At 75.1% G+C, this 26,757-nt stretch carries 19 protein-coding genes; 14 read left to right on the forward strand and 5 right to left on the reverse strand.

Translation table 11 applies throughout. The features are described 5' to 3' along the window. Positions 1–8: 8 nt before the first annotated feature. The 4 genes from AB0881_RS25695 to AB0881_RS25710 are packed head-to-tail and all read left to right on the forward strand — an operon-like array spanning position 9 to position 3,608. Positions 9–1,088 carry an LLM class flavin-dependent oxidoreductase gene (locus AB0881_RS25695; protein ID WP_366620673.1) on the forward strand — a complete coding sequence of 360 codons (1,080 nt, stop codon included), beginning with the start codon at positions 9–11 and terminating at the stop codon, positions 1,086–1,088. Then, a complete protein-coding gene (locus AB0881_RS25700; RefSeq protein WP_366620675.1) occupies positions 1,085–1,675 on the forward strand; it encodes a CE1759 family FMN reductase in 591 nt (196 codons plus the stop codon). The genes AB0881_RS25695 and AB0881_RS25700 overlap by 4 nt, the downstream gene beginning before the upstream one ends. A gap of 53 nt (positions 1,676–1,728) precedes the next feature. After that, complete coding sequence (locus AB0881_RS25705; protein WP_366620677.1) at positions 1,729–2,328, forward strand: XRE family transcriptional regulator; 600 nt, start codon at positions 1,729–1,731, stop codon at positions 2,326–2,328. After that, positions 2,325–3,608 carry an FAD-binding oxidoreductase gene (locus AB0881_RS25710; protein WP_366620679.1) on the forward strand — a complete coding sequence of 428 codons (1,284 nt, stop codon included), beginning with the start codon at positions 2,325–2,327 and terminating at the stop codon, positions 3,606–3,608. The genes AB0881_RS25705 and AB0881_RS25710 overlap by 4 nt, the downstream gene beginning before the upstream one ends. On the opposite strand, the gene AB0881_RS25715 is transcribed toward AB0881_RS25710, so the two are convergent. Genes AB0881_RS25715 through AB0881_RS25725 form a run of 3 tightly spaced genes read right to left on the reverse strand, consistent with a single transcriptional unit; the run spans position 3,580 to position 6,056 of the window. Further along, positions 3,580–4,014, reverse strand: a complete 435-nt coding sequence (locus AB0881_RS25715; RefSeq protein WP_366620680.1) for a MarR family transcriptional regulator — start codon at positions 4,012–4,014, stop codon at positions 3,580–3,582. The genes AB0881_RS25710 and AB0881_RS25715 overlap by 29 nt on opposite strands. Before the next feature lie 42 nt (positions 4,015–4,056). Continuing rightward, the gene (locus AB0881_RS25720) at positions 4,057–4,647 is read right to left on the reverse strand and encodes a TIGR03086 family metal-binding protein (protein WP_366620682.1); all 591 of its coding nucleotides are present in this window, start codon (positions 4,645–4,647) and stop codon (positions 4,057–4,059) included. A 20-nt stretch (positions 4,648–4,667) separates the two neighbouring features. Continuing rightward, positions 4,668–6,056, reverse strand: a complete 1,389-nt coding sequence (locus AB0881_RS25725; RefSeq protein WP_366620684.1) for an acyltransferase family protein — start codon at positions 6,054–6,056, stop codon at positions 4,668–4,670. A 128-nt stretch (positions 6,057–6,184) separates the two neighbouring features. Here AB0881_RS25725 and AB0881_RS25730 point away from each other — a divergent pair, with 128 nt between their 5' ends. Continuing rightward, positions 6,185–6,820, forward strand: coding sequence for a helix-turn-helix domain-containing protein (locus AB0881_RS25730; protein WP_366620686.1), 636 nt, complete (start codon positions 6,185–6,187; stop codon positions 6,818–6,820). Positions 6,821–6,845: 25 nt separating this feature from the next. Here AB0881_RS25730 and AB0881_RS25735 read toward each other — a convergent pair whose 3' ends face one another. Beyond that, entirely contained in the window at positions 6,846–9,740 is a 2,895-nt protein-coding gene (locus AB0881_RS25735) for a hypothetical protein (RefSeq protein ID WP_366620688.1), read from the reverse strand. Between the two features lie 350 nt (positions 9,741–10,090). Here AB0881_RS25735 and AB0881_RS25740 point away from each other — a divergent pair, with 350 nt between their 5' ends. The 3 genes from AB0881_RS25740 (at position 10,091) to AB0881_RS25750 (ending at position 14,593) form a co-directional block, all read left to right on the forward strand. Further along, positions 10,091–11,272 (forward strand): zinc-dependent alcohol dehydrogenase, encoded by a 1,182-nt coding sequence (locus tag AB0881_RS25740; RefSeq protein WP_366620690.1) that lies wholly within the window; start codon positions 10,091–10,093, stop codon positions 11,270–11,272. Between the two features lie 64 nt (positions 11,273–11,336). After that, on the forward strand, positions 11,337–12,341 hold the full coding sequence (locus tag AB0881_RS25745; protein WP_366620692.1) for a Ppx/GppA phosphatase family protein: 1,005 nt from the start codon (positions 11,337–11,339) through the stop codon (positions 12,339–12,341). A gap of 116 nt (positions 12,342–12,457) precedes the next feature. Continuing rightward, positions 12,458–14,593 carry a glycoside hydrolase family 3 C-terminal domain-containing protein gene (locus AB0881_RS25750; protein WP_366620694.1) on the forward strand — a complete coding sequence of 712 codons (2,136 nt, stop codon included), beginning with the start codon at positions 12,458–12,460 and terminating at the stop codon, positions 14,591–14,593. 13 nt (positions 14,594–14,606) lie between these two features. Here AB0881_RS25750 and AB0881_RS25755 read toward each other — a convergent pair whose 3' ends face one another. Beyond that, positions 14,607–15,665 carry an FUSC family protein gene (locus tag AB0881_RS25755; RefSeq protein ID WP_366620696.1) on the reverse strand — a complete coding sequence of 353 codons (1,059 nt, stop codon included), beginning with the start codon at positions 15,663–15,665 and terminating at the stop codon, positions 14,607–14,609. Between the two features lie 163 nt (positions 15,666–15,828). Here AB0881_RS25755 and AB0881_RS25760 point away from each other — a divergent pair, with 163 nt between their 5' ends. From AB0881_RS25760 to AB0881_RS25785, 6 genes are all read left to right on the forward strand, one after another. Next, the gene (locus tag AB0881_RS25760; RefSeq protein ID WP_366620698.1) at positions 15,829–18,321 is read left to right on the forward strand and encodes a dynamin family protein; all 2,493 of its coding nucleotides are present in this window, start codon (positions 15,829–15,831) and stop codon (positions 18,319–18,321) included. Further along, entirely contained in the window at positions 18,321–21,806 is a 3,486-nt protein-coding gene (locus AB0881_RS25765) for a hypothetical protein (protein WP_366620700.1), read from the forward strand. Before AB0881_RS25760 ends, AB0881_RS25765 begins: the two co-directional genes overlap by 1 nt. Before the next feature lie 8 nt (positions 21,807–21,814). Further along, entirely contained in the window at positions 21,815–23,086 is a 1,272-nt protein-coding gene (locus tag AB0881_RS25770) for a hypothetical protein (RefSeq protein WP_366620701.1), read from the forward strand. Between the two features lie 121 nt (positions 23,087–23,207). Beyond that, positions 23,208–24,005: an FAD binding domain-containing protein gene (locus AB0881_RS25775; protein WP_366620703.1), complete on the forward strand. Its 798-nt coding sequence runs from the start codon at positions 23,208–23,210 to the stop codon at positions 24,003–24,005. Continuing rightward, positions 24,002–24,487, forward strand: a complete 486-nt coding sequence (locus AB0881_RS25780; protein ID WP_366620705.1) for a (2Fe-2S)-binding protein — start codon at positions 24,002–24,004, stop codon at positions 24,485–24,487. Before AB0881_RS25775 ends, AB0881_RS25780 begins: the two co-directional genes overlap by 4 nt. After that, the gene (locus AB0881_RS25785) at positions 24,484–26,739 is read left to right on the forward strand and encodes a xanthine dehydrogenase family protein molybdopterin-binding subunit (RefSeq protein ID WP_366620707.1); all 2,256 of its coding nucleotides are present in this window, start codon (positions 24,484–24,486) and stop codon (positions 26,737–26,739) included. The genes AB0881_RS25780 and AB0881_RS25785 overlap by 4 nt, the downstream gene beginning before the upstream one ends. The last annotated feature ends 18 nt before the right edge of the window (positions 26,740–26,757 follow it).

The following is a 26,757-nucleotide window of genomic DNA, read 5'->3' on the forward strand; positions in this document are numbered from 1 at the left end:
AGGACGGCGTGCAGTTCGGAATCTTCACCGTCGGCGACGTCACCACGGACCCGACGAACGGCCGCACGCCGTCGGAGGCGGAGCGGATCAAGGCGATGGTGGCCATCGCCCTGAAGGCCGAGGAGGTGGGCCTGGACGTCTTCGCCACCGGCGAGCACCACAACCCGCCGTTCGTGCCCTCGTCGCCGACCACCATGCTGGGCTACATCGCCGCCCGCACCGAGCGGCTGATCCTGTCGACCTCGACCACGCTGATCACCACCAACGACCCGGTGAAGATCGCCGAGGACTACGCGATGCTCCAGCACCTGGCCGACGGCCGGGTGGACCTGATGATGGGCCGCGGCAACACCGGCCCGGTCTACCCCTGGTTCGGCAAGGACATCCGGGACGGCATCCCGCTCGCGATCGAGAACTACCACCTGCTGCGCAGGCTGTGGCGGGAGGACGTCGTGGACTGGGAGGGCAAGTACCGCACGCCGCTCCAGTCGTTCACCTCGACCCCGCGCCCGCTGGACGGCGTCCCGCCGTTCGTGTGGCACGGCTCCATCCGCAGCCCGCAGATCGCCGAGCAGGCCGCCTACTACGGCGACGGGTTCTTCGCCAACAACATCTTCTGGCCGAAGGAGCACTTCATCCAGCTGATCGACCTGTACCGGCGGCGGTTCGAGCACTACGGCCACGGCCAGGCCGACCAGGCCTACGTCGGGCTCGGCGGCCAGGTGTTCATGCGCAGGAACTCCCAGGATGCGGTGAACGAGTTCCGCCCGTACTTCGACAACGCGCCCGTCTACGGGCACGGGCCGTCCCTGGAGGAGTTCACCGAGGAGACCCCGCTGACCGTCGGCAGCCCGCAGCAGGTGATCGACCGGACGCTGTCGTTCCGCGACTCGTTCGGCGACTACCAGCGGCAGCTGTTCCTGATGGACCACGCCGGGCTGCCGCTCAAGACCGTCCTGGAGCAGCTGGACATCCTGGGCGAGGAGGTCGTGCCCGTGCTCCGCAAGGAGTTCGAGGCGCTGCGCCCCGCCCACGTCCCGGCGACCGCTCCCACCCACGCCCAGCTCGTCAAGGAGGCCACCCGATGACCGAACGCACCCTCGCCGTCGTCTCGGCGGGCCTGGGGCAGCCGTCCTCGACCCGCCTGCTGGCGGACCGGCTGGCCGCGGCCGCCACCGCCGCGCTGCCCGCCGAGGTCGTCGCGATCGAGCTCCGCGACCACGCCCACGACCTGGCCAGCAACCTGGTCACCGGGTTCGCGCCCGCGGCGCTGCGGCGGACGATCGACGCGGTGACCGGCGCCGACGGCCTGATCGCCGTCACGCCGATCTTCAACGCCTCGTACAGCGGCCTGTTCAAGACGTTCTTCGACGTCCTGGACAAGGAGGCCCTGGAGGGCAAGCCGGTCCTGATCGGCGCCACCGGCGGGACGGCGCGCCATTCGCTGGCGCTGGAGCACGCGGTGCGGCCGCTGTTCTCGTACCTGCGGGCGCGGACCGTGCCGACGGCCGTGTACGCGGCCACCGAGGACTGGGCCGACTCCGGCGACCTGGTCGGCCGCGTCGAGCAGGCCGCCGGGGAGCTGGCCGCCGCCGTCGAGGCGCGGCCGCCGGCGGTGCGGGAGGACCCGTACGCCGACCCGGCCACCTCGTTCGAGGATCTCCTCACGGCCTGAACCTTCCGGCAACAAGGGTTGCCGTTACGGCAAGGGTGGGGTCCAATGGAGCGGTGGACGAAACTGATGAAACCGGGCTGGTGGCCGGGGTGCTGGCCAAGGTCGGGCCCCGGCTGCGGGAGCTGCGCGCCAAGCGCGGCATCACGCTGTCGGACCTGTCGGAGGCCACCGGGATCTCGGTGAGCACGCTGTCGCGGCTGGAGTCGGGCGGCCGCAAGGCGACGCTGGAACTGCTGCTGCCGATCGCGCGGGCCCACCAGGTGCCGCTGGACGAGCTGGTCGGCGCCCCCGAGGTGGGGGATCCGCGGGTCCGGCTCGCCCCGCGCGAGATGAACGGCATGACCGTGGTGCCGCTGACCCGCCAGCCGGGCGCGCTCCAGGCGTACAAGATGGTCATCGGGCCGCGCGGCGGGGAGCCGGAACCGCAGATCCACGAGGGGTACGAGTGGCTCTACGTGCTGGCCGGCCGGCTCCGGCTGGTGCTGGCCGAGCACGACCTGGTGCTGAAACCGGGCGAGGCCGCCGAGTTCGACACCCGGGTCCCGCACTGGTTCGGCTCCGCCGACGACCGTCCGGTGGAGGTCCTCAGCCTGTTCGGGCGGCAGGGGGAGCGGATGCACGTGCGGGCCCGGCCGCGCGGGGCCGGGTCATGACCGGGTGGGACGCGCTCGTCCTGCCGGGAACGCCCGAGTACGAGCGGGTCCGCAGGCCGCGGATCGAACGCTTCCACGGCGTCCGCCCCCGCGCGGTGGTGCGGTGCGCGTCGGAGGCCGACGTCGTCCGGGCGCTGGAGTACGCCGGGGACGGGCCGCTGGCCGTGCGGAGCGGCGGGCACTGCTTCGCCGGCCGGTCCACGACCCCCGGCGTGGTCGTGGACGTGGCGCCGCTGCGCTCGATCGAGGTGGCGGGCGGGCTCGTCACGGCCGGGGCGGGCGCCCGGCTGGGGGAGGTCTACGACGCGCTCGCCGGGCACGGCCGCACGATCCCCGCCGGCTGCGGTCCCACCGTCGGGATCGCCGGGCTGGCGCTGGGCGGCGGGCTCGGCATCCTCGGCCGCACGTACGGGCTGACCTGCGACCATCTGGTGGCGGCCCGGGTCGTCCTCCCGGACGGGGAGATCGTCGAGTGCGGCGAGGGGCGCGACGAGGACCTCTTCTGGGCGCTGCGCGGCGCGGGCGCGGCCGGGTTCGGGGTGGTGACGGAGCTGACGTTCCGCACGGTGCCGGCCCCGGACGCGACGGGTTTCCACCTGGTCTGGCCGTACGAGCACGCCGCGGACGTCATCGCGGCCTGGCAGGAGGCCGCCCCGGACGCGCCCGACGCGCTGGCCGCCAGCCTGGTGATCACGGCGGGGAAGACCACCCGGGTCAACGTGTTCGGCGCGGCGCTCGCCGGCGAGGACGCCACCCGGGCCATGCTGGACGCGCTGGTCCGGGCGGTGGGCGCGCCGCCGGAGCGGACCCTGCTGAGGCACGCCCCGCACCGCGACACCAAGGACTTCCTCGCCGGGTACGACCTCGGCGGCGGCCCGCGCCCGCCGCACGACCACATCAAGTCCGGCTTCTTCCGGGGCTCCCTGCCGGACGAGGCCGTCCGGCGGCTGGTGCGCGACCTCGCGGAACGGTCACCGGGGGAGGCCCGCGAGCTGGACTTCTCGCCCTGGAGCGGCGCGTACAACCGCGTCCCGGAGGACGCCACGGCCTTCCCGCACCGCGGGGAGCGCTTCCTGCTCAAGCTGACCGCCGCCGTCGCCGAGGGGCGGGAGCCGTCGGGATGGCTGGCGCGGGCGTGGGAGACGGTACGGCCGTACTGGTCGGGGGGCGTCTACCCCAACTTCCCCGAACCGGGGATCCCGGCCGTGTCGAGCGAGTACCACGGCGCGAACCGGCACCGCCTGGAGCGGATCAGACGGCGGCGTCCAGGCTGGCCGTGACGCGGTCGAGGAGGGCGTGCAGGGTGCGCATCTCCTCGGCGTCGAGCCCGCTGGCCGCCAGGACGCGGTGCGGCACGCGCGCGGCCCGCTCCTTCAGGGCGGCGCCCTTCGCGGTCAGGTGCACCGACACCGAGCGCTCGTCGCGGCGGTCGCGGCGCCGCTCGACCAGGCCCGCCGTCTCCATCCGCTTGATCAGCGGCGACAGCGTGCCCGAGTCGAGCCGCAGCCGGGCCCCCAGCGCCTTGACCGTAAGGCCGTCGGTCTCCCAGAGCGCCAGCATGACGAGGTACTGCGGGTAGGTCAGCCCCAGCCCGCGAAGCTCCGACCGGTACAGCGCGTCGAACGCCCGGGAGGTGCTGTGCAGGGCGAAGCACACCTGGTGGTCGAGCAGCAGCGGATCGGTCATGCCACCGATTCTATTGCGCGCAACCCATCGCGCGGCCGGTGCTCAGGGCGTCCGGCTCCCGGGCGTCCAGAACGGGTCGCGGCCCGTCCGGCCGATGAGGCGGTCCAGGATCGGGGCCTCGTCGGGGACGCGGACCGGCGGCCCGAACAGGCCGTTGTCCGGCTCGGGGTCCTCGGGGGTCTCCGACACGAACGCCATGCACGCCTCGGCCTCCTCCCGCGTGACGTCGTAGGGGCGGTCGAGGGCGCGGGCGATGTCCCAGCCGTGCACGACGACCTCGTCCAGGGCCACCAGGCCCGCGACCTCGCCGGGCAGGTCGACGCCGCCGGCGCGGGTCATGCCCTCCCAGGCGGCCGGGTCGCGCCACGCCTCGGCCAGCTCGGCGAGGCGCTCCGGGATCCGCTCGCGCCAGCCGGGCTCCAGCTCGGCGGACTCCAGCGACGGGGCGGCGTCCTCGTGGATCGCGGGGTCCTTCCGCGCGGCCCAGACGAACGCCTGCGACAGGCCTTCGACGTGCACGATGAGCTGCGCGAGGGAGGTCTTCTCGCACGGGGTCGGCGCGTCCAGCCGCTCGTCGGGCACGGCGGCGATCAGGTCGGCGGTCCGCCGCGCGGCGCGGGTCAGGTCGATCATCCGAGGCTCCTCCGGGTCGGTCAGGTCGGTCCCGGAGAGAGGGACTCGGCGCGCGCCGGAAACTCATCGGCGGCGGCCGCCCGCGCCCGCCGCCGCCGGATCAGGCGCCGGCCCGCCCGCTGCATCGGCAGCTCGATGTGCCGGTGCGCGAGCGCGCCGACGACCAGCACGGCGGAGATCAGGACGACCATCCAGAGCAGCCGCACCGGCACGGTGATCCGGTCCGGCTCGTCGGTGATCCGCCAGATGATCTGCACCACCGGCGAGTGCAGCAGGTAGACCGAGTAGCTGATCACGCCCAGCCAGGGGAGGAACGGCGGCATCCGGCGGTTCCGCAGCAGCATGCCGAGCGCGAAGGTCAGCCAGGCGGCGGCCACGGCGGCCGGCCAGCCCCAGTCGCCGGTCGCGCCGTACGGCAGCCTCTGCTCGGTGAGCGCCAGGTACGCGCCGCCCGCCAGGGTCAGCACCGGAACCGCCACGACCGCCGCGATGCCCGGCCACCGCGGCGTCTGCCCCTTCTGGATGCGGTAGATGCCCGATCCGGCGAACATCGTGGCGATGATCGCCAGGCTCTCCACACCGCCGACTCGGTGGTTGAGGGTGACCAGGCCGAGCGCCAGCACGCCCAGGACAGCCACCCCGCAGCGCCGCACGACCCGGTTGCCGCTCATCACCGCGACCAGCCCGCCCGCCATGAGCAGCGCCGCCGCCGCGATCGTGCCCGCGCGGGAGTGCGCGGCCAGCAGCGTGGTGGGCAGCAGCGCCCCGAACGCCGCCGCGGCCGCGGCCAGCAGCACGGCGGTCAGCGCGCTGGCGCGGTGCACGCCGGCCACGAACATGGCCGTGACCAGCAGGTAGAACACCATCTCGTACGACAGCGTCCAGAAGACGTTGAGCGCGTTGGGGACCCCGAGCAGGTCCTGCAGCATGGTCAGGTGCGCCAGCGCCGAGGTCCACGGCTTGGCGGTGAGGTCGCCCGGCGGGTCCCAGCCGGCCTTCGCGAGCCCGAGGCCGAGCCCGACCACGGCCGCGACCGCCCACAGCGGGTAGAGGCGGAACATCCGCCCGATCCAGAACTCGCGGACGCTGCCCCGCCGCTCCAGCGACGCGGGGACGATGTAGCCGCTGACGATGAAGAAGACGAAGACGCCGTAGCGGCCGAAGTCGAACCACGGGCTGACGCCCCTGCGGATCTCCGGGAACAGCACGTCCAGCGAGTGCTCGAACACCACGACCAGGGCGGCCAGGCCGCGCAGGGCGTCCAGCCACTGGAGGCGGGCGCCGCCGCCGGCCGGTGACGAGGGGGCCGGGACCGTGGGTGGGGCGTCGGAGGCGGGCGTGGGCGCTGGCGTCTTCGCCGGCCGGGATTTCGCGGGAGCGGCGTCCGGCGGCGTGGGGCTGGCGGGCATCCGGGCCACCCTAGGGGACGACGCTGAGTGGTTCCTCCCGCGAACCTGAACAGTTCCTGAACGCTCCCCCGCCCGATTCTGGAACGCCGTTCGGTAATCTGGAGGGTGGTGAAGGGGGTGGAGGGGCGATGTCGCGCAAATCGGGTGGCCGGTCCGGCGAGGGCTCCTGGCAGTGGAGCCGCACGGCCGAGACGCGCCGGGTGATGCTGGACGCGGCCCGGGAGGTGTTCGTCGAGCGCGGCTTCGCCGAGTCCAGCGTCGCCGAGGTCGTGGAGCGCGCCGGATCCAGCGTCGGCAGCCTCTACCACCACTTCGGCGGCAAGAGCGAGCTGTTCCTGGCGCTGTGGGACGACCACCAGAAGGAGTACGAGAGCAACGCCGCCAGCGCCGTCGCCAAGGCCCGCGCCGCCGGCGAGGACGACCCGCTCGAACTGTTCGTCACCGGCGCCCGGGCGTTCCTGCGCGGCTCGTGGGAGCGCCGCCACCTGGTCCGGCTGTTCATGGACGGCGACGCCCCGCCCGGCTTCGAGCTGCTCCGCCGGACCCGCAGCCGGGACTGGATCCGGCAGAACGCGGTGCTCCTCGGCGCCGGGACCGGCCCCGAGGACCGCGCCGTCGTGACCGTCCTGACCACGGTCATCGGCGAGGCGGCCCGGGAGGTCGCCGCGTGCGAGACCGCCGAGGAGGCGGCCGCGGTCGCCGACACCGCCCTCCGGCTCATCCGCCGGCTGGACCCGCTCGACCTGGCGCGCGACGGCGGCTGACCGCGCCACCGTCCAGGGCGCCCGCTCAACCCAGGGGCGCCGAGTCCTTGCCGCCCGCCTCCCACCACGCCGCGATCCGGTCGACGTCCAGCCCGCGCTCCCACAGCTCCGCGGGATCGGCGGGCATCATGACCTCCCGCATGTCGATCTCCAGCCGGCGGCCGCGCATCGTGATCCTGATGCGCTCGCCGGTCGCGGGATCGTGGTAGAGGTCGAGGACCTCCCGCGGGTACCGGGGAACGTCGCGCTCGTGCCCGGCGTAGTACGGCCAGCCGAAGCAGGCCGTGGCCACCTCCTCCACCGGGACGCCGATCCGCCCGGCCAGCTCCCGGACGCCCGCCAGGTCGTACGGGGCGGGGCCGCGCTCGGCGAGCAGCCGGTCGAACCGGGCGATCGCCTCGCCGCCGCCCCAGCCCTGCGGGAGCGGCGTCCCGTACGGCGCCCAGCCGGGCAGGTCGAACGGCTCGAAGCGCCCGTCGGGCGAGTACTCGACCGCGGTCGCCTCCCGGTGCGGCTGGCCCTGATAACCGATCACGAGCAGGGCGCCGTTGGGAGTGCTCCACACCTCTCCCTCGGGCCGCTGCACCCCCGCCCGCGCGCGGTACCTCAGCTGCCGCCAGTGCCCGCCGCCGTCGCCCCACGGGGTGTCGCGCCAGGCGCGCAGGGCGTCGAGCAGGCGGGTGCGCTCGTGCCCGGACGTCCACGGCCAGGCCGCGAGCAGGGCCTTGCCGCCCAGCCGCCCGAACGTGAACCACAGGCCGCCGGTGCCGGGCGGCAGCTCCACGGGGTCGAGCGGGTACGCCCGGTCGAGGCGCCGGGCCCCGGCCGCCTCGGTGAGGATCTCGCTGAGCACCCGGATGGCCGAGGTCGCGGTGACCGGCGCGGCGGCCGGGCGGCCGGGCTCGGTCCGCACCAGCGCCGGAACCCGTCCGGGAGGCTCGGTCCCGGCCCGGCCGTGCAGCCGCAGGACCCCCGTCAGGCAGTCCGCGGCGCGCTGGACGAGCCCCTCGACGCCCTGCCGCAGCCGGGGCGTGGTGATCCGTGGGAGCAGGCGGTCGAGTTCGGCCGTCCGGGCCTTCTGGCCGCGCAGCGCCGCCTCGATGAGCCGTTCGACCGTCTCCCGGCCGATCCCGCGCAGCGCGGCCGAGCCCTCCGGATCGACCGGCGGGAGGAGGGGCCACCAGCCGGGCGGGGGCAGCAGGTACCCGCCGGGCGCGGTGGCGCTCTGCACCGGGCCGTATTGGAGGCGGCCGGCCGGGGCGCCGTCCGGCGCGACGAGGTGGAGGAGGCCGTCCCGGAGCAGGACGCGGCCCGGCGCGGCGGCGCCGGGGAAGGTCACCTCCGCCTCGGCGGGCGCCTCCGGGCGGCGGCCGACGGCCTCGGGCGCGGCGCTCAGCTCGCCGTCCCCGGCCGCCCGGAAGGTCTGCCACACCCCCTCGTGCAGGCGGGACACGTACCAGTGCTCGCCGTCGTACCAGGGGTGGAAGCCGTCCGGGCGGCGGACGTCGCCGTACGCGACCGTCCCGTCGGCGCTCCGGGCCTCGACGGACGTCTCGCCGCTCGCGATCGTGAGCAGCCCGCCGTGCTGGATCACGGTGGCGCTGGGGCCCTCGGCGTTCCGGGGTCCGAGCGCCGGGAACTCCAGCTCCTCCGGGATCCCGGTCCGCAGCGCGCGCAGCAGCGCCTCCTGGGGGTCGGTGATCGGGCGGGCGGTGAGGACGTCGCGGCCCAGGGCGGCGAACCCGGCGCCGGCGAGCGGATTGAGCAGCGGCAGGGCCAGCTCCAGGCCCAGCAGGTCGCCGGCCGCGGCCTCGGCCGTCCACGCCGCGGACTGCTCCTCCAGTACGGCGCGCACCTCAGGCCGTTCCCAGGCGTCGCTCAGCATGGCCGGATAGTCGATGTTGCTGTAGGTGCCGAGAGCGCCGACGAAGCCGTAGAGATCCCGGACGGATCCGGCGGGGTCCTCCTCCAGCCTGCCCGCGAGCCATTCGGCGACGTTCTCGTGGGGCAGGTTGACGCGGGTGCCGCCGCGCCGGTGCAGCATCATGAGCGCCAGGGCGCTCGGCTCGGGTACGGCGCTGACCGCCGGGTCCCGCCCCGGGTCGCCGCCGTCCGCGGGCGTGCGGGGGAAGAGGCGGCCGGCGGCCTGGCCTGCGAGCCGGGCGAGCGGCTCGGCGGGGGCGGGGCCGAGCGCGGCGAACCACTCCGGCGCCAGCCGGGCGCCCGCGCCCGCGGCGGCCAGCCGGTCCAGCCACTCGCGCCGGAAGCGGGCCCTGATCACGGCGGCCTCGTAGCGGCCGGTGTCGGGCTCGGCGGCGATCAGCAGGTCCAGCAGCTCGGCCGAGCCGCCGCAGAGCCGGTCGAGCGCCGGCGCGAGGGCCTCCCAGACGGGCAGCGCCGTGGCCGGGAGGAGGCCGCCGCGCAGCAGCCGCTCGGCGAGGAAGTCCTCCTCCGCGTCCCGGCCCCCGCCCGCCGCCTCGGCGACCGCGACCAGATCGGCCACGAACCTGAAGTAGGGGACGCTCCCCGCCGCGACGAACGCCTCGGCGAGCTCCCTGGCCTCGGCGTGGGCGGCGGCCGCGTCCGGGCGGGCCGCCAGCCCGGCGAGATGGCCGCGCACCAGTTCCGGGGTGATCACCCCGGCGGGGACCAGCTCCAGCAGGACGCGATGGACCCGCGCGTGGTCGGGGACCAGCCCGAGCAGCCGGTGGTGGGCGGCCTCGACCTCGCGGGCCAGGCCGAACAGCGCCGCGGCGGCGGTGCCGTGCCCGGCCGCGCGGAACTCCCGGCAGGCGTGCTCCAGGAACTCCGGGACGGCCCGGGCCGGCAGGCCGGCGGCGACCGCCGCGACCCGGGCCCGCGCGGCCTCCGGATCGTCCCCGGCGTCCCGCGGCTCCGCACCCAGATCCGGCCACTCCATGCACGCCCCCTGGCACACCGCGTTGATCGACAGTCGCAGCCAGGAGGCTAGCGGCCCGGGCGGGGTGAAAGGGGCGGGACAGGGGAAGCGGGGGAAGACGGGGGAAAGAGGTGAGACTGGAGAATGGGGGCGGAAACCGCCGGCCTCGCACATGGCAGCGCGACGAGGCCGGCGGCCGGCCGGAGAGAGGCCGTGTCCCCGAATGCGCGTCCCCCTGACGCGCAGGCCCTTCATGCAGGGTTGACAACCAGCCTCACCGGTGTGCCGCGCCTTAAACGGCCGGAACGTCACTCTTTGCCGCCATGTTCGCCGCCATGTTTCGGGCCGGTGCGCCGGGTAGGGCCGCTCCCATGAAGGCACTCACCTGGCACGGCAAGCGCGACGTGCGCGTGGAGACCGTGCCCGACCCGGTGATCAAGGAACCCAACGACGCGGTGATCCGCGTGACCAGCAGCGGCGTCTGCGGCTCGGACCTGCACCTGTACGAGGTGCTCGGTCCGTTCATGACCGAGGGCGACATCCTCGGCCACGAGCCCATGGGCATCGTCGAGGAGGTCGGCCCGGAGGTGACGCACATCCGGCCGGGGGACCGGGTGGTGGTCCCGTTCAACATCTCCTGCGGCCACTGCCGCACGTGCGGCCAGAAGCTGTACGCCCAGTGCGAGACCACGCAGGTGCGCGACCAGGGGATGGGCGCCGCGCTGTTCGGCTACACCAAGCTGTACGGGCGGGTGCCGGGCGGCCAGGCGGAGTACCTGCGGGTGCCGCAGGCGCAGTTCGGCCCGATCAAGGTGCCCGAGGGGCCGCCGGACGACCGGTTCGTCTACCTGTCGGACGTGCTGCCCACCTCCTGGCAGGGCGTGGAGTTCGCCGACATCCCCGAGGGCGGCAGCGTCACCGTCGTCGGGCTCGGCCCGATCGGGCAGATGTGCGCGCGGATCGCCCGCCACCGCGGCCACCGCGTCATCGGCGTCGACCCGGTGCCGGAACGGGTGGAGCTGGCCCGCCGGCACGGCATCGAGGTCGTCGACGAGACCGCCGCGGGGGATCCGGCCGAGGCCGTCAGGGACATGACGGACGGGCGCGGCACGGACTCGGTCATCGAGGCGGTGGGCATGGAGGCGCACGGCTCGCCGGCCGGCCATCTCGCCCACACGATCACCGGGCTGCTGCCGGACCGGGCGGCGGCCCCGCTGATGTCGCGGGTCGGCGTCGACCGGATGGCCGCGCTGCTCCAGTCGATCGAGATCGTCCGGCGCGGGGGCACGATCTCGCTCATCGGGGTGTACGGCGGCATGACCGATCCGCTGCCGATGCTGCGGATGTTCGACAAGGGCATCACGCTGCGGATGGGGCAGGCGCACGTCAAGCGCTGGATCGACGACCTGATGCCGCTGGTGACCGGCGACTCCGACCCGCTCGGCGTGGAGGATCTGGCCACCCACCACCTGCCGCTGGAGGAGGCCCCCCACGGGTACGAGATCTTCCAGAAGAAGCGCGACGGTGCCGTGAAGGTGATCCTGAACCCGTGACCGAAATCCCCGTCCGAAACGGGTGGTGCGGGATGGAACGGCACGCCGGGGGTAACCGGGTCGCATGCGCTCAGCGATCCTGGACATCGGTTCCAATTCCGCCCACCTGAAGATCGTCGACCTGCGGCCGGGGGAGCCGATCCGCGACGTGCGGTCGGTCAAGCGGCCGACCCGCCTCGCCGAGTCGATCACCCTGGACGGCCGGCTCGGGCCGGCGGCGGCGGGCCGGCTGGGCGCGGCGGTGTCCGGCGCGCTGGCGGTGGCCCGCGACGAGGGCGCCGAGGAACTGGTCGCGTTCGCCACCTCCGCGCTGCGCGACGCCGTGAACCGGGAGGAGATCGTCGCCGGGCTGGCGGCGCGTACCGGGGTGGAGCCGGCGTTCCTGTCCGGCGAGGACGAGGCGCGGCTGACGTTCCTGGCCGCCCGCGGCTGGTACGGGTGGTCGGCCGGCCCGCTGCTGCTGGCCGACATCGGCGGCGGGTCGCTGGAGATCGCGGCCGGGGACGGCGCGGAGCCGGCGTTCGCGATGTCGCTGCCGCTCGGCGCCGGCCGGCTGACCCGCGACCACCTGCCGGGCGACCCGCCCGGCCGCTCCGACACCAGGGCACTGCGCCGCTTCGTCCGGGACCGGCTGGCCGAGTGCCTGCCCGCCGAGCCGCTCGCCGGCCCGGCCAGGCCGATCGCCACCTCGAAGATCTTCACGCAGCTCGCCCGGCTGAACCGGCGCCGGAACGCCGCGGGCGACCGGATCCTGCGGCGCAAGGACCTGCGCGCCCGGATCCCGAAGCTGGCCGCGATGACGGCGGACGAGCGCGCCGATCTCAAGGGCGTCTCGCCGTCCCGGGCCCGGCAGATCCTCGCCGGCGCCGTGGTCGCCGAGGAGGTCATGCGGCATCTGGGCCTCAAGCGGCTGGAGATCTGCCCGTGGGCGCTGCGCGAGGGCATCGCGCTGCGCCGGATCCAGCACCTGGACGGGCTGAGCCGCCACAGCGACGACATCGACCACCTGCTGCGCCCGATGCCCGACCGGCGCGCGCGGCTCCGGGCGGTCGGCGAATCGGTCTCCTGAACCCGCGGCGGGCCGACCCTGCGCCGGTCTGACCCTGCGCCGGTCTTACAAACCGGCGACCGGATCCGCTCACTCGGCTGATAGGCGGCGGCCCGGCGGCGTTCTACGGTCCGGGCATGCCCAGCCGGCCGGCGGTGGCCGCCACCGCACTCGCCCTGTCCGCCGCGTTCCTGTCCGCCGTCCCCGGACGGACGGCCGCCGCCCGCACCGCCGCGGCCTGCGGCGATCCCGCAGTACGGCCCTGGTGCCGGACCGCCCTCCCGGCCGACCGGCGCGCGGATCTCCTGCTGGCCGCGCTGACCCGGGACGAGAAGGCGGACCTGATGGCGGGCGACGAGCTCCTCGGCCAGATCACCTCGGGGTGGGACGCGAACGCCCGCGCGGGCACGCTCAACGGCGTCCCGCGCCTCGGCGTTCCGGCGCTGCGGTTCAGCGGAGGCGACGCGGGCGTGCGGCAGGGGCGGGCGACGGCGCTGCCGGCGCCGATCGCGCTGGGGGCGTCGTTCGACACCGCGGCGGCCCGCCGGTACGGGGCGCTGGTCGGCGACGAGACCCGGCGCAAGGGCAGCGAGGTCACGCTCGGGCCCGCGCTGGACGTGGTGCGCAATCCGCGGTTCGGGCGCGCGTTCGAGCAGTACGGCGAGGACCCGGAGCTGATCGCGCGGCTCGGCGCGGAGTGGATCAGGGCGGCGCAGGCGCGGGGCGTGCTGGCCTCGGCCAAGCACTTCACCGCCTACAACCAGGAGCACGAGCGCTACACGATCGACGCGGTCGTGGGCGGCCGTGCGCTGCGCGAGATCTACCTGCCGCCGTTCGAGGCCGCCGTCCGCGACGCCGGCGTCGCGTCGGTCATGTGCGCGTACAACAAGGTCAACGGCGCCTGGGCGTGCGAGAACGCGCCGCTGCTCACGCGGATCCTCCGGGACGAGTGGCGCTTCCCCGGCTTCGTCGTGTCGGACTGGATGACCCGGCTGTCGGGCGTCGCGCCGCCCGCCCGCGCCGGGCTCGACCTGGAGATGCCGGCCGGGGCCCGCTACAACCCGTGGTTCCTGAACGCGGAGATCGCGGCCGGCCGGCTGGACCGGGCGGCCGTGGACGCGCGGGTCCGGGCGATCCTGCGGACGATGTTCGCGTTCGGGGTGTTCGACCGGCCGCCGTACCCGAACGCCCCGGAGGGCATCGACGTGCCCGCCCACCTCCGGACGGCCCGCGAGCTGGCCGAGGAGGGCATGACGCTGCTGAAGAACGACGGCGTCCTGCCGCTGAAGGCGGCGTCGATCGCGGTCATCGGGTCGGCGGCGGACGCGTACGTCAGCGGCGGCGGATCGTCGCAGGTCCAGCCCCGCTCGCCGGTGACGCCCCTGCAAGGGATCCGCGAACGCGCCGGCCACGACGGCGTCGAGGTCCGCTACGACGACGGCTCCGACCGCGCCCGCGCCGCCGCGCTCGCCCGCCGCTCCGACGCCGCCGTCGTGGTCGCGGCCGACGCGCGCACCGAGTTCGCCGACCAGTGGTGCCTGAGCCTGGCCTGCGGCGACGCGCTGCGCGGCGACCAGGACGGCCTCGTCGCGGCGGTGGCCGACGCCAATCCGCGTACCGTCGCCGTCCTGGAGAACGGCGGACCCGTCCTGCTCCCTTGGGCCGACAAGACCGCGGGCGTCCTGCAAGCCTGGTACCCGGGGGAGCAGGGCGGCCACGCCATCGCCCGGGTCCTGTTCGGCGACACCGATCCCGGCGGGCGCTCGCCGGTCACGTTCCCCGCCGCCGAGAAGGACGCCCCGGCCTCGGGCGGGGAGGAGCAGTATCCCGGCCGGGACGGCAAGGTCCACTACTCCGAGGGCGTCCTCGTGGGGTACCGCCACTACGACGCCAACCGCATCGCCCCGCGCTTCCCGTTCGGGCACGGCCTGTCCTACACGACGTTCTCCTACGGGGACCTCGCCGTACGGCGCGACCGCGTCGAGGTGACGGTCACCAACACCGGCGACCGGCGCGGGACGGCCGTACCGCAGCTCTACCTCGGCCTGCCCGGCACCGCCGCCGCGCCGCAGCCGCCCAGGCAGCTCCGGGGCTTCGCCAAGGTGCGGCTCGCCCCCGGCGAGAGCCGCCGGGTCGCCATGCCCCTGGACGAGCGGGCGCTGTCGTACTGGGACGAGCGCACCGGAACGTGGCGCACGGCCCCCGGCTGCGCGTCCGTCATGGTCGGCGCGTCGTCCCGCGACATCGCCGTCACGTCACGCCTCTGCTCCTAGGAGAGGGAGTGCACTAGGAGAGGGGAGTGCAGACGTCGTCCAGGATGAGCCTGCTCAGCCGCAGCAGCTCCTTCTGCGGATCCCACAGGCCGGGCCCGTCGGTGCCGGGACTGCGGTGGGGCGCCTCCAGCCGCTTCTGCATGTCGCCGGCCTCGTCCAGCGCCTCGGCGCCGGCGGCCCGCGGCAGGTCCCGCATCAGCCCCGCCAGGCAGCGCAGGAGGGTGGCGTAGTCGCCGCGGAACGTCGGGTCGTACCGCGTCGTGTCCTCCTCCAGATCGTCGGCCTCGCGCAGCGTGCCCGCGATCGAGCGAACGCTCGCGGTGGCCTGGTCCAGCGCGTTCAGCAGCCGGGGCGCCGGCCAGGAGCCCGCCGTGTCCCGCCAGCGGTGCCGGTACCCGCGCAGCCGCGCCCGCGGGTTGGCCCGCAGGCTGTCGCGCCCCTGGTCGAACGCCTGGTGCGCGTGGTCCTGCCCGGCGAGCAGGTGCCGCTCGCGCTCGCGCCAGCGCGGCCACCAGTCGTCGTCCTCCGTGGCCGCGCCGGCGATCCGCTCGACGGCGTCGGCCAGGTCGTCCCGCAGCTCCAGCAGGGCGTACTCGGCCCGCCGCAGCCGTACCGGCGGGAAGACCACGGCGCTGATCGTCAGCCCGACCGCCAGCCCCATCGCGACGTCGGCCAGCCGGGGCAGCACGTACGACACCACCTCGTGCCCGCCCACCAGCAGCGCGAACAGCGCCGTGAACGCCACCTGCGACGCCTGGTCGCCGAACCACCGCCACTGCGCCACCACCAGCGCCACCACCAGCACGGCCGCGATCCCGAGCGCGTTCGGGCCGATCAGCAGGCCGACCGGGATCGCCAGCAGCCCGCCGGCCAGGAAGCCCGCCGCGTACCCGAGGCTCTCGCGCAGCGAGCGCACCACCGTCGGGTAGACGCCCAGCAGGGCGGCCAGCGGCGCGAAGTACGGCTGCGCGTGGCCGAGCAGGTGGCGCGCCGCCAGCCAGGCCAGCACGGAGGCGATGACCGCCTTCACCGTGATCTCCAGGCGTTCCAGCCAGTACTGCCGCCCTCGCATGCCGGTGCCTCACCCCCTCGCCCCTTATGTCCAGGAAACGGCGGGGCACTCATCCGGAATGCGAGGGATCGCGGCGGTGGTGTGAGGCGTCACATGAGAGCGGCCGTCCGTGAGAAGCAGTACGGTCGGGTTGCCTAAGTCGCTTGCTTTGCGGGGGTCCAGCATGGAATCGAGCCGGTTCGTCGCGGGCGGTCCCGCCGAGGCCGCGGCCGAGATCGAACGGCTGCGCCGCGCCAACGACGCCCTGGTGTCGCGGGTGGCGGCGGCCGGCGAGCTGCCGCAGGGCGCCGAGGGCGCCCGGCGGGCGTTCCTGGACCGGGCCGAGCTGGTGCGGCGCTGCGCCGACGAGCCGGTCACGGTCGGCGTCCTGGGCGTGCACAGCACCGGCAAGACGCTGCTGCTGAACATGCTGCTCGGGCGGCCCGACCTGCTGCCCAGCGGGTACGCGCCGACGACCGGCAACGTGACCGTGCTCCATCTGCGGCCCACCGACGAGCCGGGGGAGTCGCGGCTCACCGGCGCGCGGGTGGAGTTCCTGAACGAGACCGACCTGGCCGGCTGCCTGGCCGCGCTGTACGAGGCCGTACGGGAGACCGCCCGCGGCTCGGGCAAGCTCGACCAGCGGGCGCTGGCCGAGCTGGACGGGCTGCTCCCCGAGGGCGCCGACCGGTTCACCGCCGAGGGCTGGGCCGGCCTGCTGCGCTGGTTCGAGGAGAGCGGCTGGGCCGCGGGCAGCACGGCGCTGCGGCTGCGGATCCTGGAGCTGCTGGCGTTCCGCACGGCGTGCCTGGCCGGGCGGGACGTGCTCGGCCGCGAGGAGCAGGTCGACTTCGCCACCCTCAGCGCCAGCGCGATCAAGCTCGACACCGACGTCCTGCGGGCCGCGCAGGGCCCGCTGCCACCGCGGCCGGGCCCCGGGCTGCCGATCCGGCCGGGCGCCCGGCTGACCGAGGAGGGGCTGGCCGAGGGGTTCGCGTTCATCCGCCGGATCCATCTGGACGTGCTCGTCCCGACCGCGGTGTGGCCGCTGGGCGAGCTGGGCGCCGAGTCGGTCAGCCTGGTCGACTTCCCGGGGCTGGGCAGCCTGGCGTCCAAGGAGCGCGACGCCTACCTGGCCGACCAGGAGATCGACCGGCTCACCTCCATCGTGATCATGCTGGACGCCGAGTCGCCGTACGACGAGGCGCCGCTCGGGCTGATCACCCGCTTCGAGCGGACCCGGTCGGCGAAGCTGGCGCCGTCCTGCCTGGTGGTCGCCAACCGGCTGGACCGGCTGCCGGGCGGGCTGCGCGCCGCCGAGGGCGCCCCCGACCCGCTGCACACCGAGGCGGTGCTGGGCCACTCCGACGCGCTGCGCACCCTGCTGGGCATCGCCGAGCAGGCCGTCACCCACGGCCACACCGACCGCGTCACGCTGACGTCCGCGCTGTACGCCCGGCTGCTGGCCGAGGGCGACTCCTCGCCGGTCGAGGTCGGCGACGCCGAGACGACCCTGGCCTGCGCCGACGGCTGGCGGCGGCTGGCGCAGCGGCTCAACGCCGGGGAGCCCGGCCGGCCGCTGGGCGCGCTGCTCGGGGCCGCCGCGGCCGACGGCGGGATCCAGCGGCTGCGCGACACCATCGCCCGGCACGTCGGCGAGCACGGCATGCCGCTGCGGCTCGACCGGATGACCCGCCTGATCGCCGACCGCGTCGACGCGCAGCGCGACCTCGCCCGCGCCGTCCGCCCCGAGGGCGGCCGGCCGAACGGGCGGCCCACGCCCGAGCAGCGCGAGCTGCGCCGCCTGCTGGTCCAGGTCGCCAGGAACGCCCGCGGCCTGCTGCCCGCCGTACGGCCCCAGATGGACCAGGCCGAGGGCGACGCCGGGCTGCGCGCCGCCGTGGAGGAGCGCGTCGTCGACGACGTCTTCCGCTGGCCCGAATGGCGGCAGCTCCTGGAGGCCGTGGAGCGCGGCGTCGTCCCGATCCGCCAGCTCGACCGCCGCGAGCTGCGCCCCAACGACACCGGCGAGCTGGAGAAGAGCTTCACCGCGGCGCTGGAACGGCTGGAGTCGCAGATCGTCGACCTCGACCGGACCCTGCTGGACCGCTGGATCGACGCCCGCGAGGAGGAGGCCGCGGACCTGCGCCGGCAGATCTCCGCGCTCGTCCAGGGCGCGCCCGAGGGCGATCCGGCGGTGCTGGACTGGGTGGAGCCGTTCCTGTCGTTCGGCTGGGTCCGGCAGGAGGTCGAGCGCGTCCGCGCCGCGGCCCCGGCGGCCCCGCCGCCGTCCGGGCCGCCGGGGGAGAGCGAGCAGGTCCAGGACTTCCCGCTGCGCCGCGAGCACGGCCTGCCCTGGCATCCCGAGTACCCGGTGCCGCACGGCTGGCCCGCCGACGAGCTGGAGAAGCGCCGCCACCAGATCCAGGTGATGGCGGTTCGCCGGGAGCTGGTGAACGCGCTGACCCGCAAGGTGATGCTCCAGGCCGAGCGGCGCCGCCGCGCGCTCGTCGACGACGTCCGCGCGGCCCTCGGCGCGCGGCTGGAGTCGCTGCCGCAGGGCGACTACGGGCGGCTGGCGGCCGAGGCGCTCGGCGTCGGCCGCCGATCCGACGAGGCCGCGCTCGGCGCGCTGGTCGAGAGCCTCGTGCAGAACCAGGGACAGGGGGACCTCTGATGCCGCTCATCGTGCGGATCGCGACGCCGGGCGGCGGGCCCGTCCCGTGGACCGGCGGGCCGCTCCGGCTGAACGAGCAGGCCGGCCGGTACGTGCTGCCCGACCTGCTGATCGCGCCGACCCACCCGCCGGTCTGGCTGTCGGGGATCACCGCCGACATCGACGCCGGCGGCGCCCCGCCGGTGCTGCGCGAGGTGATCCGGAACGCCTACCGCGCGACCCGGTTCCCGGCCAAGCCGCTCCAGGGCCAGGTGACCGTGCCCGGGCCGGCGATCCCGGCGCTGGACATCGAGGCGGGCGGGACCGTACGGCTCACCCTGGACGTGGTCTACCGGGGGCTGCCCGCGGCGGGCGCGTCGGACCCGGCCATCGAGATGTCGCAGCGCGTCACCTGCGACCTGGTCTTCGTTCCGCTGCACGCGCAGGTGGCGCCCGAGCACTCGCCGTACTCGCCGCCGCCGTACGTTCCGCCCGCCCCGTCGGGGCCGTCCGGGCAGCCCGGGCAGCCCGTCCAGGAGTTCCCGGTGACCCGGGTCGACCCGCCTGCCGAGCAGGTGGACGAGGACGACGACGTGCTCGTCGCGAAGGCGCCCGCGCCGGCCGAGGGGCACCACGGGTTCGCGGCCGTCGACCTCGGGACGACCAACTCCACGGTCACGCTGCTCGACAGCGAGCTCGTCCAGCGGGTCTCGATGTCGGCCAACCAGCAGGACGAGCTGCGCGACCAGGTCGTCGCGCTGCTGGAGTCGCGGCCCGGCGAGCGGCACGACCCGTACGGCGACGCCGCCGAGGAGTGGCTGGAGCTGCTCACCGAGACCGCCGAGACTCTGCTGCCGGAGACCGCCGCCCGTGCCGGGGGTCCTGGGGGGCCGTCCTCCCAGGGAGAGCAGGATCCGGTGCGGGATCTGGTCGCGGCGCTGCGGGCGCGCCGTTCCACCAGCGACGAGCTGCTGCACGAGGTCCTGCGCCGGCTCGACCTCGACCTCCAGTTCGCCGGCGACGCGCTGCGGCGGTGGCTGGCCGTGCGGCTGCACCGCTGCTACGACACGGCGTTCGCGGTGCCCGCGCTCGACACGCGCTCGCTGCACCAGATCGTCCTGGACCCCAACGAGGGCGACACGGTGCTGTCCAGCCGCGCCGAGGTGACGTCGGTGTCGCCGCCGAAGGTACGGCTGGGCCCGGCGACCGTCGACGTCCCGGACCCGGAGGCCGGCGGGGACGGCGACGACGGCCCGCGCGTGTTCTACGGCATCAAGGCGCGCTTCGACCGGCTCGACGCGGTCGAGACGACCCTGGACGGCCGGCGGCTCACCGTGCGGGAGCTGATCGGCGCCTCGTACGCCGACCTGATCGAGCGCACCAACCGGCACCTGACCGACCGCCGCGAGCACCGCCGCCTGATGGACCGCCGCCCGGTCGGCCGGGTCGTCGTCACCTACCCGGCGATGGCCTCCCTCAAGGTGCGCGGCGAGCTGCGCCCCATGGTCGCCGCGGCGACCGGCGTCCGGACCGTCTACACCAGTTACGACGAGGCGGTCGGCGCCGCGTTCTTCTTCCTGATGAAGGACGTCGGGGCGCGCTCGGGCAGCGGCATCGAGGCGCTGCGGGCGCGCTGCCGCCCGCTGCCGGGACGGCCCGGGCACTGGCAGCGCAACGTGCTGGTCGTCGACATCGGCGGCGGCACCACCGACATCGCGCTGATCACGTTCGTGCTGAGCGACGAGACGCCGCCGCTGCCGGGCGGCGACCACCGGTTCACCGGCCGCTACTACCGGATCGTCCCGACGCTGCGCGGCTCCAGCGGGCACGCCAACCTCGGCGGCAACCTGATCACGCTGCGGGTGTTCCACTGGCTGAAGCTGCTGCTGGCCGACGCGCTGCTGGCGTACGACTCGCAGCGGCTGGCCGCCTCGCTGCCCGACGACCTGCGCGACACCGACGGCCGCTACCTGGCCGGCAGCCTGCCCATGCACGTCGCCGACGAGCTGCCGCTGCCGGGCGAGATCAGCGAGCTGGTCGAGGACATCGTCCCGACGCACTGGAAGCGGCACCCGCGGCGGCGCCGCGCGTTCGAGCTGCTGTGGGACGAGGCGGAGAAGGCGAAGCGGGAGCTCGGCGCGGCGAGCGGCGAGGGCTCGTACACCGTGTCCCGCGCCGTGCTCGGCCGCATCCTGCGGGCGCTCACCGACTCGCGGGCGCAGATCCCCGAGCAGGGGGTGGGCGAGCTGGTGCTCCAGGCGTCCCGTTTCGAGGACCTGGCCCGCCCCTCGGTACGGCGCGTCGTCGAGCTGGCGAACGCGCTGGTCGAGGAGCGGCTGCGGGACCGCGACGAGCGGCTCGACGAGCTGATCCTGACCGGGAACGCCAGCGCGCTGCCGCTGGTGGAGGAGGAGTTCACCACCGGGTTCGGGGCGCGGCCCGGCGGGCACGAGACGTTCGCCTGGTCGGCGCACGACATCAAGGTCGAGCGGACGCTGCCGAAGAACGCCGCGTCCATCGGCGCCTGCTGGGCCGAGAGCCTGCGGCAGTTCGGCCACGACCAGCCCGCCAACGCCGCCGCGCGGCTCCGCGAGGACGACTCGGTCATCGACGTCGAGGTCGAGAACCTGTTCCGCGGGCTGCCCAGCTCGTTCGCGCTGGCCGGGCAGGACGGCCAGGAGCTGGTGGTGCTGTCGGCCGGGGACGCCCTGGACATCGTGGACGCCGACCACGGCACCCGCGTCCGCACCGCCGCGACCGGGCCGCTGCTGCGCAGCTTCCAGATCATGCGGAAGGTGGAGGGCGCGGCGTCGCTGCGCTGGGGCTCGTTCAGCTACGAGAGCCGCGAGGGCGCCGAGGAGCTGTCGCCGTCGGTGTGGCCGGCCGAGATCGGCACGATGCTCGACATGAGCCACGAGCTGACCCCGACCCTGCACCTGTGGCGCGGCGAGCGGCCGCACTACGTCGTGGAGGGCGAGGCGTTCGGGAACGTGCACGACGTGCTGGCCAACCTGGGCGGCGTCGCCCGCGAGGAGCCGGGCGCCACGTTCCAGCTGGTCGTGGACACCCCGCCGGAGGACCCGGCGGGCGGCTCGGTGGTGTTCGCCGAGCTGGCCGTGGGCCCGGACGGGCGGATCTACCCGGCCGTCCTCGCCGACCGCTTCCGGGGCCGCGACGGGCGCGTGCGCGCCGGGCTGCTGTCGCCGCTCCCGCTCCAGCGGCCGCCGCGCAACGGGACGTGGACGTTCCACCTCCGCCTCACCAGCGGCACCGACGTGGTGCGGGTGGGCGAGGCCCGGCCGCTGCCGGAGGCGCCGTACGTCGCGTGCTGGGTGTCGGTGGACGAGGACGGCCTGCTGCGCCTGCACCCCGGCGGGCCCCCGTTCGTCCGGGCGGACGGCCTGGCGGACGTGGAGCGCGACCCGGGTGCGGTGTTCAGCACCGAGCTGGCCGAGCCGGATCTCCAGCTCGACGAGGCCCGCGACCCGTTCAGCGGCGAGCAGTGAACCCGGAGGTGAACGAGCCCGCGCCGGACGACCCCGCGCTTAGCGAGCAAGGGCTTAGCGAGCAAGGGCTTAGCGAGCAAGGGCTTAGCGAGCAAGGGCTTAGCGAGCACGCGCTGAACGAGCACGGGCTGAACGCCCCCGCGCTGAGCGGGCACGCGCTGGACGAGCACGGGCCGTTCGGCGAGCTGCTGGCCGTCGAGGGCTCCGAGCTGGCGGGCGCGCTCCGCGACGGGCTGCGGCTGCTGGCCCGCGCCCTCGACCAGACCGCCCTCCTCAATCCGGACGACCCGGGCGCGGAGGCGTACGGCCGGGCCCGCGCCGCCCTGTACGGCCTGCTCGCCGGGGACGGGCCGGCCGCTCCCCGGCCCGTCCCGGCCGAGGCACCCGCGGCCGGGCCGGTCGCGGAACCGGCCGCCGGGCCGGATCCCGTCGCGGAGCTGTTCGACCGCTTCCACGCCGACCGCGCCGTCCGCGAGCACCTCGGCGAGACCCGGCGCCTGCCCGACCCGGCGCGGCAGTGGCTGGCGTTCAACTGCGCGCTGCTGCGGCTCCCGCGCAAGACGGCCGAGAACTGGCGGGCGCAGGCGGCCGCGGCCGTACCGCCGGCGGCCGGCGGCCCCGCCGCCACCGTGCTGCCGGCCCTGGACGTGGAGGAGGAGCTGATCCTCCCCTGGCCGGACCAGGGCATCGGCGGTGTGCGGACGGCCCTCGGCGCCGACCCGCACCCCGAGGTGGCGCGGGCGCTCGGCGACCGCCGGGACCCGGCCGTCCGGACGCTGGCGGCCCTCGCCTCGCAGATGCTCACGCTCGCCGCGCTCGACCCGGACGCGTTCTACTTCGAGAGCCTGACGCCCCAGCCGCGCCCGCTCGCGGACCCGGCGGTCATGGCCGAGTACACCCGGGAGCTGCTGACCCGGCTGGACGCGGTGCCGTCCGTCCCGGGGGCCGATCCGCTGCGTTCGCTGGAGGCGCTGGTCGCCGCCGACGAGGCGCTGTGCTCGGTCGCGCACCTGCCACCGGCCGCCGATCCGGCGTCCTGGCGCAACGCCCTGGCGGCCCGCTCGCACGAGCTGGTCTTCGCCCAGGCCGCGGGTCTCGCCGGCCGCGCCCGGGTCCGCGAGCCGGCCCGCCGCTTCCGCGACGTCCGCGACCTCACCGAGGACGACGTCCCGGTCGTCAGCCGCGCCCATCCGGGCCGCGTGATCTGGTGCCTGCGCCTGTACTCCGAACTCGACGGACTGCCCCGCCGGGGCCGCGTCGTCTACGGCGTCGACCGCTGAAGAAACCTCAGCGCCAAACTTTTCCCGCCTGCTCATCCGGCTGAGGCCTTGTATCGAACCTCCCGATACTGCTAGAAAACCCACTAATTACTTTAGTGCCAAGGTTTTAGCGGGAGGGTGCATGCGGTTGCTCGCGGGCGGATGGGCGGCTCCCACGCAGCGGACGATCCCCGACTTCCGGCTCCACCGCCCCCGCACGATCGCCGCGGCGGCCGCGGCGGGCGCCGCCGAGGGCGCGGTCTACGCGCAGGGCTGCACCGACCTGTTCGCGCGCTTCCGCGAGGGCCTGTGGTGCTCGGACCTCGTCTCCCTGGAGCGGATCCCCGAGCTGACCGCGATCCGCCGGGACGGCCCGGACCTGGCGATCGGCGCCGGCGTGCGGCACGCGGCCGGCGCCGCCGACCCGCTGGTCGCGGAGATGCTGCCCGGCCTCGCCGCCGCCTGGGGGAGCATCGCGACGCACCGGATCCGGCAGCGCGCCACCATCGGCGGCAACCTCATGGCCCGCCGCCCCCGCTACGAGATGTCGATCATGATGGAGGCGCTCGGCGCCCGCCTGGAGACGGCCGGCCCCGTGCTGGCCCCCGCGGACGTCTGGACCGGCCCGCCGCCCGGGACCCTCCTCCACACCATCCGGATCCCGGACGCGGCCGGCACGTGGTTCGGCTACGAGCGCGCGCTGCGTCCCCTCATGACCGCCGCCGTCGCCGTCCGCGGCGAGACCGTACGGCTGGCGGTCGGCTCCGAGTACGTCCGCCCGCACGCCGCCGAGGGCCGGCTGGGCGAGGACCCGGCCCGGATCGCCGCCCGGCTCCCCGACGCCGTCGGTGACGCGGCCGCGGACGCCGGATACCGCAGGCACGCCGCCGGCGTCCTGCTCGGCAGGGCGCTGGCCCGCAGGGAAGGGGAGGCCCGATGACGGAACGGATCACCATCGCGTTCGAGGTGGACGGGCGGCCGCGCGAGGAGGAGATCGCGCCCAGCACGGTGCTGGCCGACCTCCTGCGCGACCGGTACGCGATGACCGGCGTGAAGACGTCCTGCGAGCGCGGCGTCTGCGGGGCCTGCACCACCCTGATCGACGGCGTGCCGGCCGCGTCGTGCAGCGTCTTCGCGTTCAGCGTGGACGGCGGGACGGTCGAGACGATCGCCGGCCAGGGCGCGCCCGGCGCGCCCGGGCCCGTCCAGCGGGCGTTCGCCGAGTGCGGCGGTTTCCAGTGCGGCTACTGCACACCCGGCATGATCATGCTGGCCACCGCGCTGCTGCGCGCGCACCCCGACCCCGACGACGAGCGGATCCGCTCCTGGATCTCCTCCAACGTCTGCCGCTGCACCGGCTACCAGATGATCATCGACTCGGTGCGGCGCGCCGCCGAGCTGCTCCGGGAGGAGGCCCGATGACGCGGGCGGACGCGCCGGCGAAGACCACCGGCACCGCGCGGTACACCGCCGACCTGCGGCCGCCCGGGATGCTGCACGCCAAGACGCTGCGCAGCCCGCACGCGCACGCCCGCCTGGTCTCGATCGACGCCTCCCGCGCCCGCCAGGCCCCCGGCGTCCACGCCGTCCTGACCCGCGACGACCTGGCCGGCCTCGCCCCCACGTACGGGTACTTCATCAAGGACCAGCCGGTCGTCGCCATGGACCGCGTCCGCTACACCGGCGACGTCGTGGCGGCCGTCGCCGCCGAGGACGAGGCCGCGGCCCTGCGCGCCCTCGAACTCGTCGAGGTCGTCTACGAGCCCCTCCCGGACGTCCCCACCATCGACGCCGCCCTGGCCGCCGGCGCCCCCGAGCTCTTCGAGGACGCCCCGCCCGGGATCGTCCCGCCGTACGGCACCGGCGCCTCCGGCCACCTGCGGCCCCGCCCGAACGTCTGCTACGAGTTCCGGTACGAGACCGGCCCCGACGACGTCTGGGACTCCTGCGACCACGTCTTCGAGGACACGTTCGCGTTCTCCCGGATGAACCACTTCCACCTCGAACCGTTCGTGACCGTCGCCGACGCGCGCCCCGACCGGATCGAGATCTGGACGTCGACGCAGAACCCGTTCCCCCTGCGCAAGGAACTGGCGCGCGTCCTGAACGTGCCCGAGAGCCGCATCCGGGTGAACGTCCCGTACGTCGGCGGCGGCTTCGGTTCCAAGCACAACTGCAAGACCGAGCCGATCGCGATCCTGCTCTCCCGGATGGCGGGCCGCCCCGTCCGGTACTGCCTGACCACCGAGGAGGGCTTCCTCACCCTCAGCCAGCACGCGGCGCGCATCAGGGTGAGGACCGGCGTCATGGCCGACGGCACGTTCGTCGCCCGCGAGAGCGAGGTCCTGCTGGACGCCGGCGCGTACTCCGACGGCAGCCCGCTGGTCGCCGAGAAGGCCGGCTACCGCATGGCGGGCCCCTACCGGTGGAAGCACATCCGCTCCTCCTGCTCCTGCGTGATGACGACGACCACGCCCGCCGGGCCGTTCCGCGGCTTCGGCGCCACCCAGACGACCTGGGCGAGCGAGAGCCAGGTCGACATGATCGCCCGCCGGCTCGGCATGGACCCGTACGAGCTGCGCGTGAAGAACCTCAAGGCGCTCGGCGAGCCGTTCGTGCCCGGCGAGAGCGGCATCGACAGCGACATGGCCGAGGGCCTCGACCTGGTCGCCGGGGAGCTGGGCTACCACGGCCGCGCCCGCGTCCCGAACCGCGGCATGGGCCTCGCCATCGGCTTCAAGGACGGCGGCGGCGTCAACAAGCCCGCCCAGGCGCGGGTCAAGGTCTCCACCAGCGGCGACGTGTACGTCAACGCCGGCACGGTCGAGATCGGCCAGGGCGCCTCCACGACCCTGTGCCAGGTGGCGGCCCGCGTCCTCGGCGCGCCGCTCGAGCGGGTGTCGTACGCGCCCATCGACACCGACGTCACGCCGTTCGACCAGGGCACCAACGCCTCGTCCGGCATCACGGTCATGGGCACCGCCGTCCAGCGCGCCGCCGAGGCCGCCCGCGCCGGGATCCTGGAGTTCGCCGCCGGCCGCCTGGGCTGCGCCCCCGCCGACCTCACCCTCGAACACTGGGCCGTCTCCCTGACGGGGGAGCTCCACCCGCTCGCCCCCATGATCATGCAGGTGTTCGGCGGCACCGGCTTCGAGTTCTCCGGCGAGGGCTTCTTCAAGGCGCCGAACTCCCACGACGCCCCGCTCGAAGCCCCCTGCGTCTTCTGGGAGACCAGCTGGGCCGGCGCCGAGGTCGAGGTGGACCCCGAGACCGGCCAGGTCACCGTCCTGCAGCTGGTCGTCAGCGGCGACGTCGGCAAGGCCGTCAACGAGCAGGTCGTCCGCGGCCAGGACGAGGGCGCCGCCGTCATGGGCCTGGCCCAGGCCCTCTTCGAGGAGATGCGCTACGACGGCAGCGAGCTCCTGAACGGCGAGGCCCTGGACTACCGCGTCCCGATGGCCGAGGACCTCCCGCCCCGCTTCGTGTCCATCACCCAGGAGCAGGGCCACGGCCCCGGCCCCTTCGGAGCCAAGGGCGCCGGCGAGGGCACGATGCTCCCGATCGCCGCCGCCATCGCCAACGCCGTCGAGGACGCCACCGGCGCCCGCGTCACCGCCCTCCCCCTCACCCCTCCCCGCGTCCTCACCGCCCTCCAGGCTCGCTCGTACGAGTGAGGACAGGGGGTGGGGGGC

Origin of the sequence: Spirillospora sp. NPDC029432 (assembly GCF_040703975.1) — a bacterium.
Lineage (GTDB): Bacteria > Actinomycetota > Actinomycetes > Streptosporangiales > Streptosporangiaceae > Spirillospora.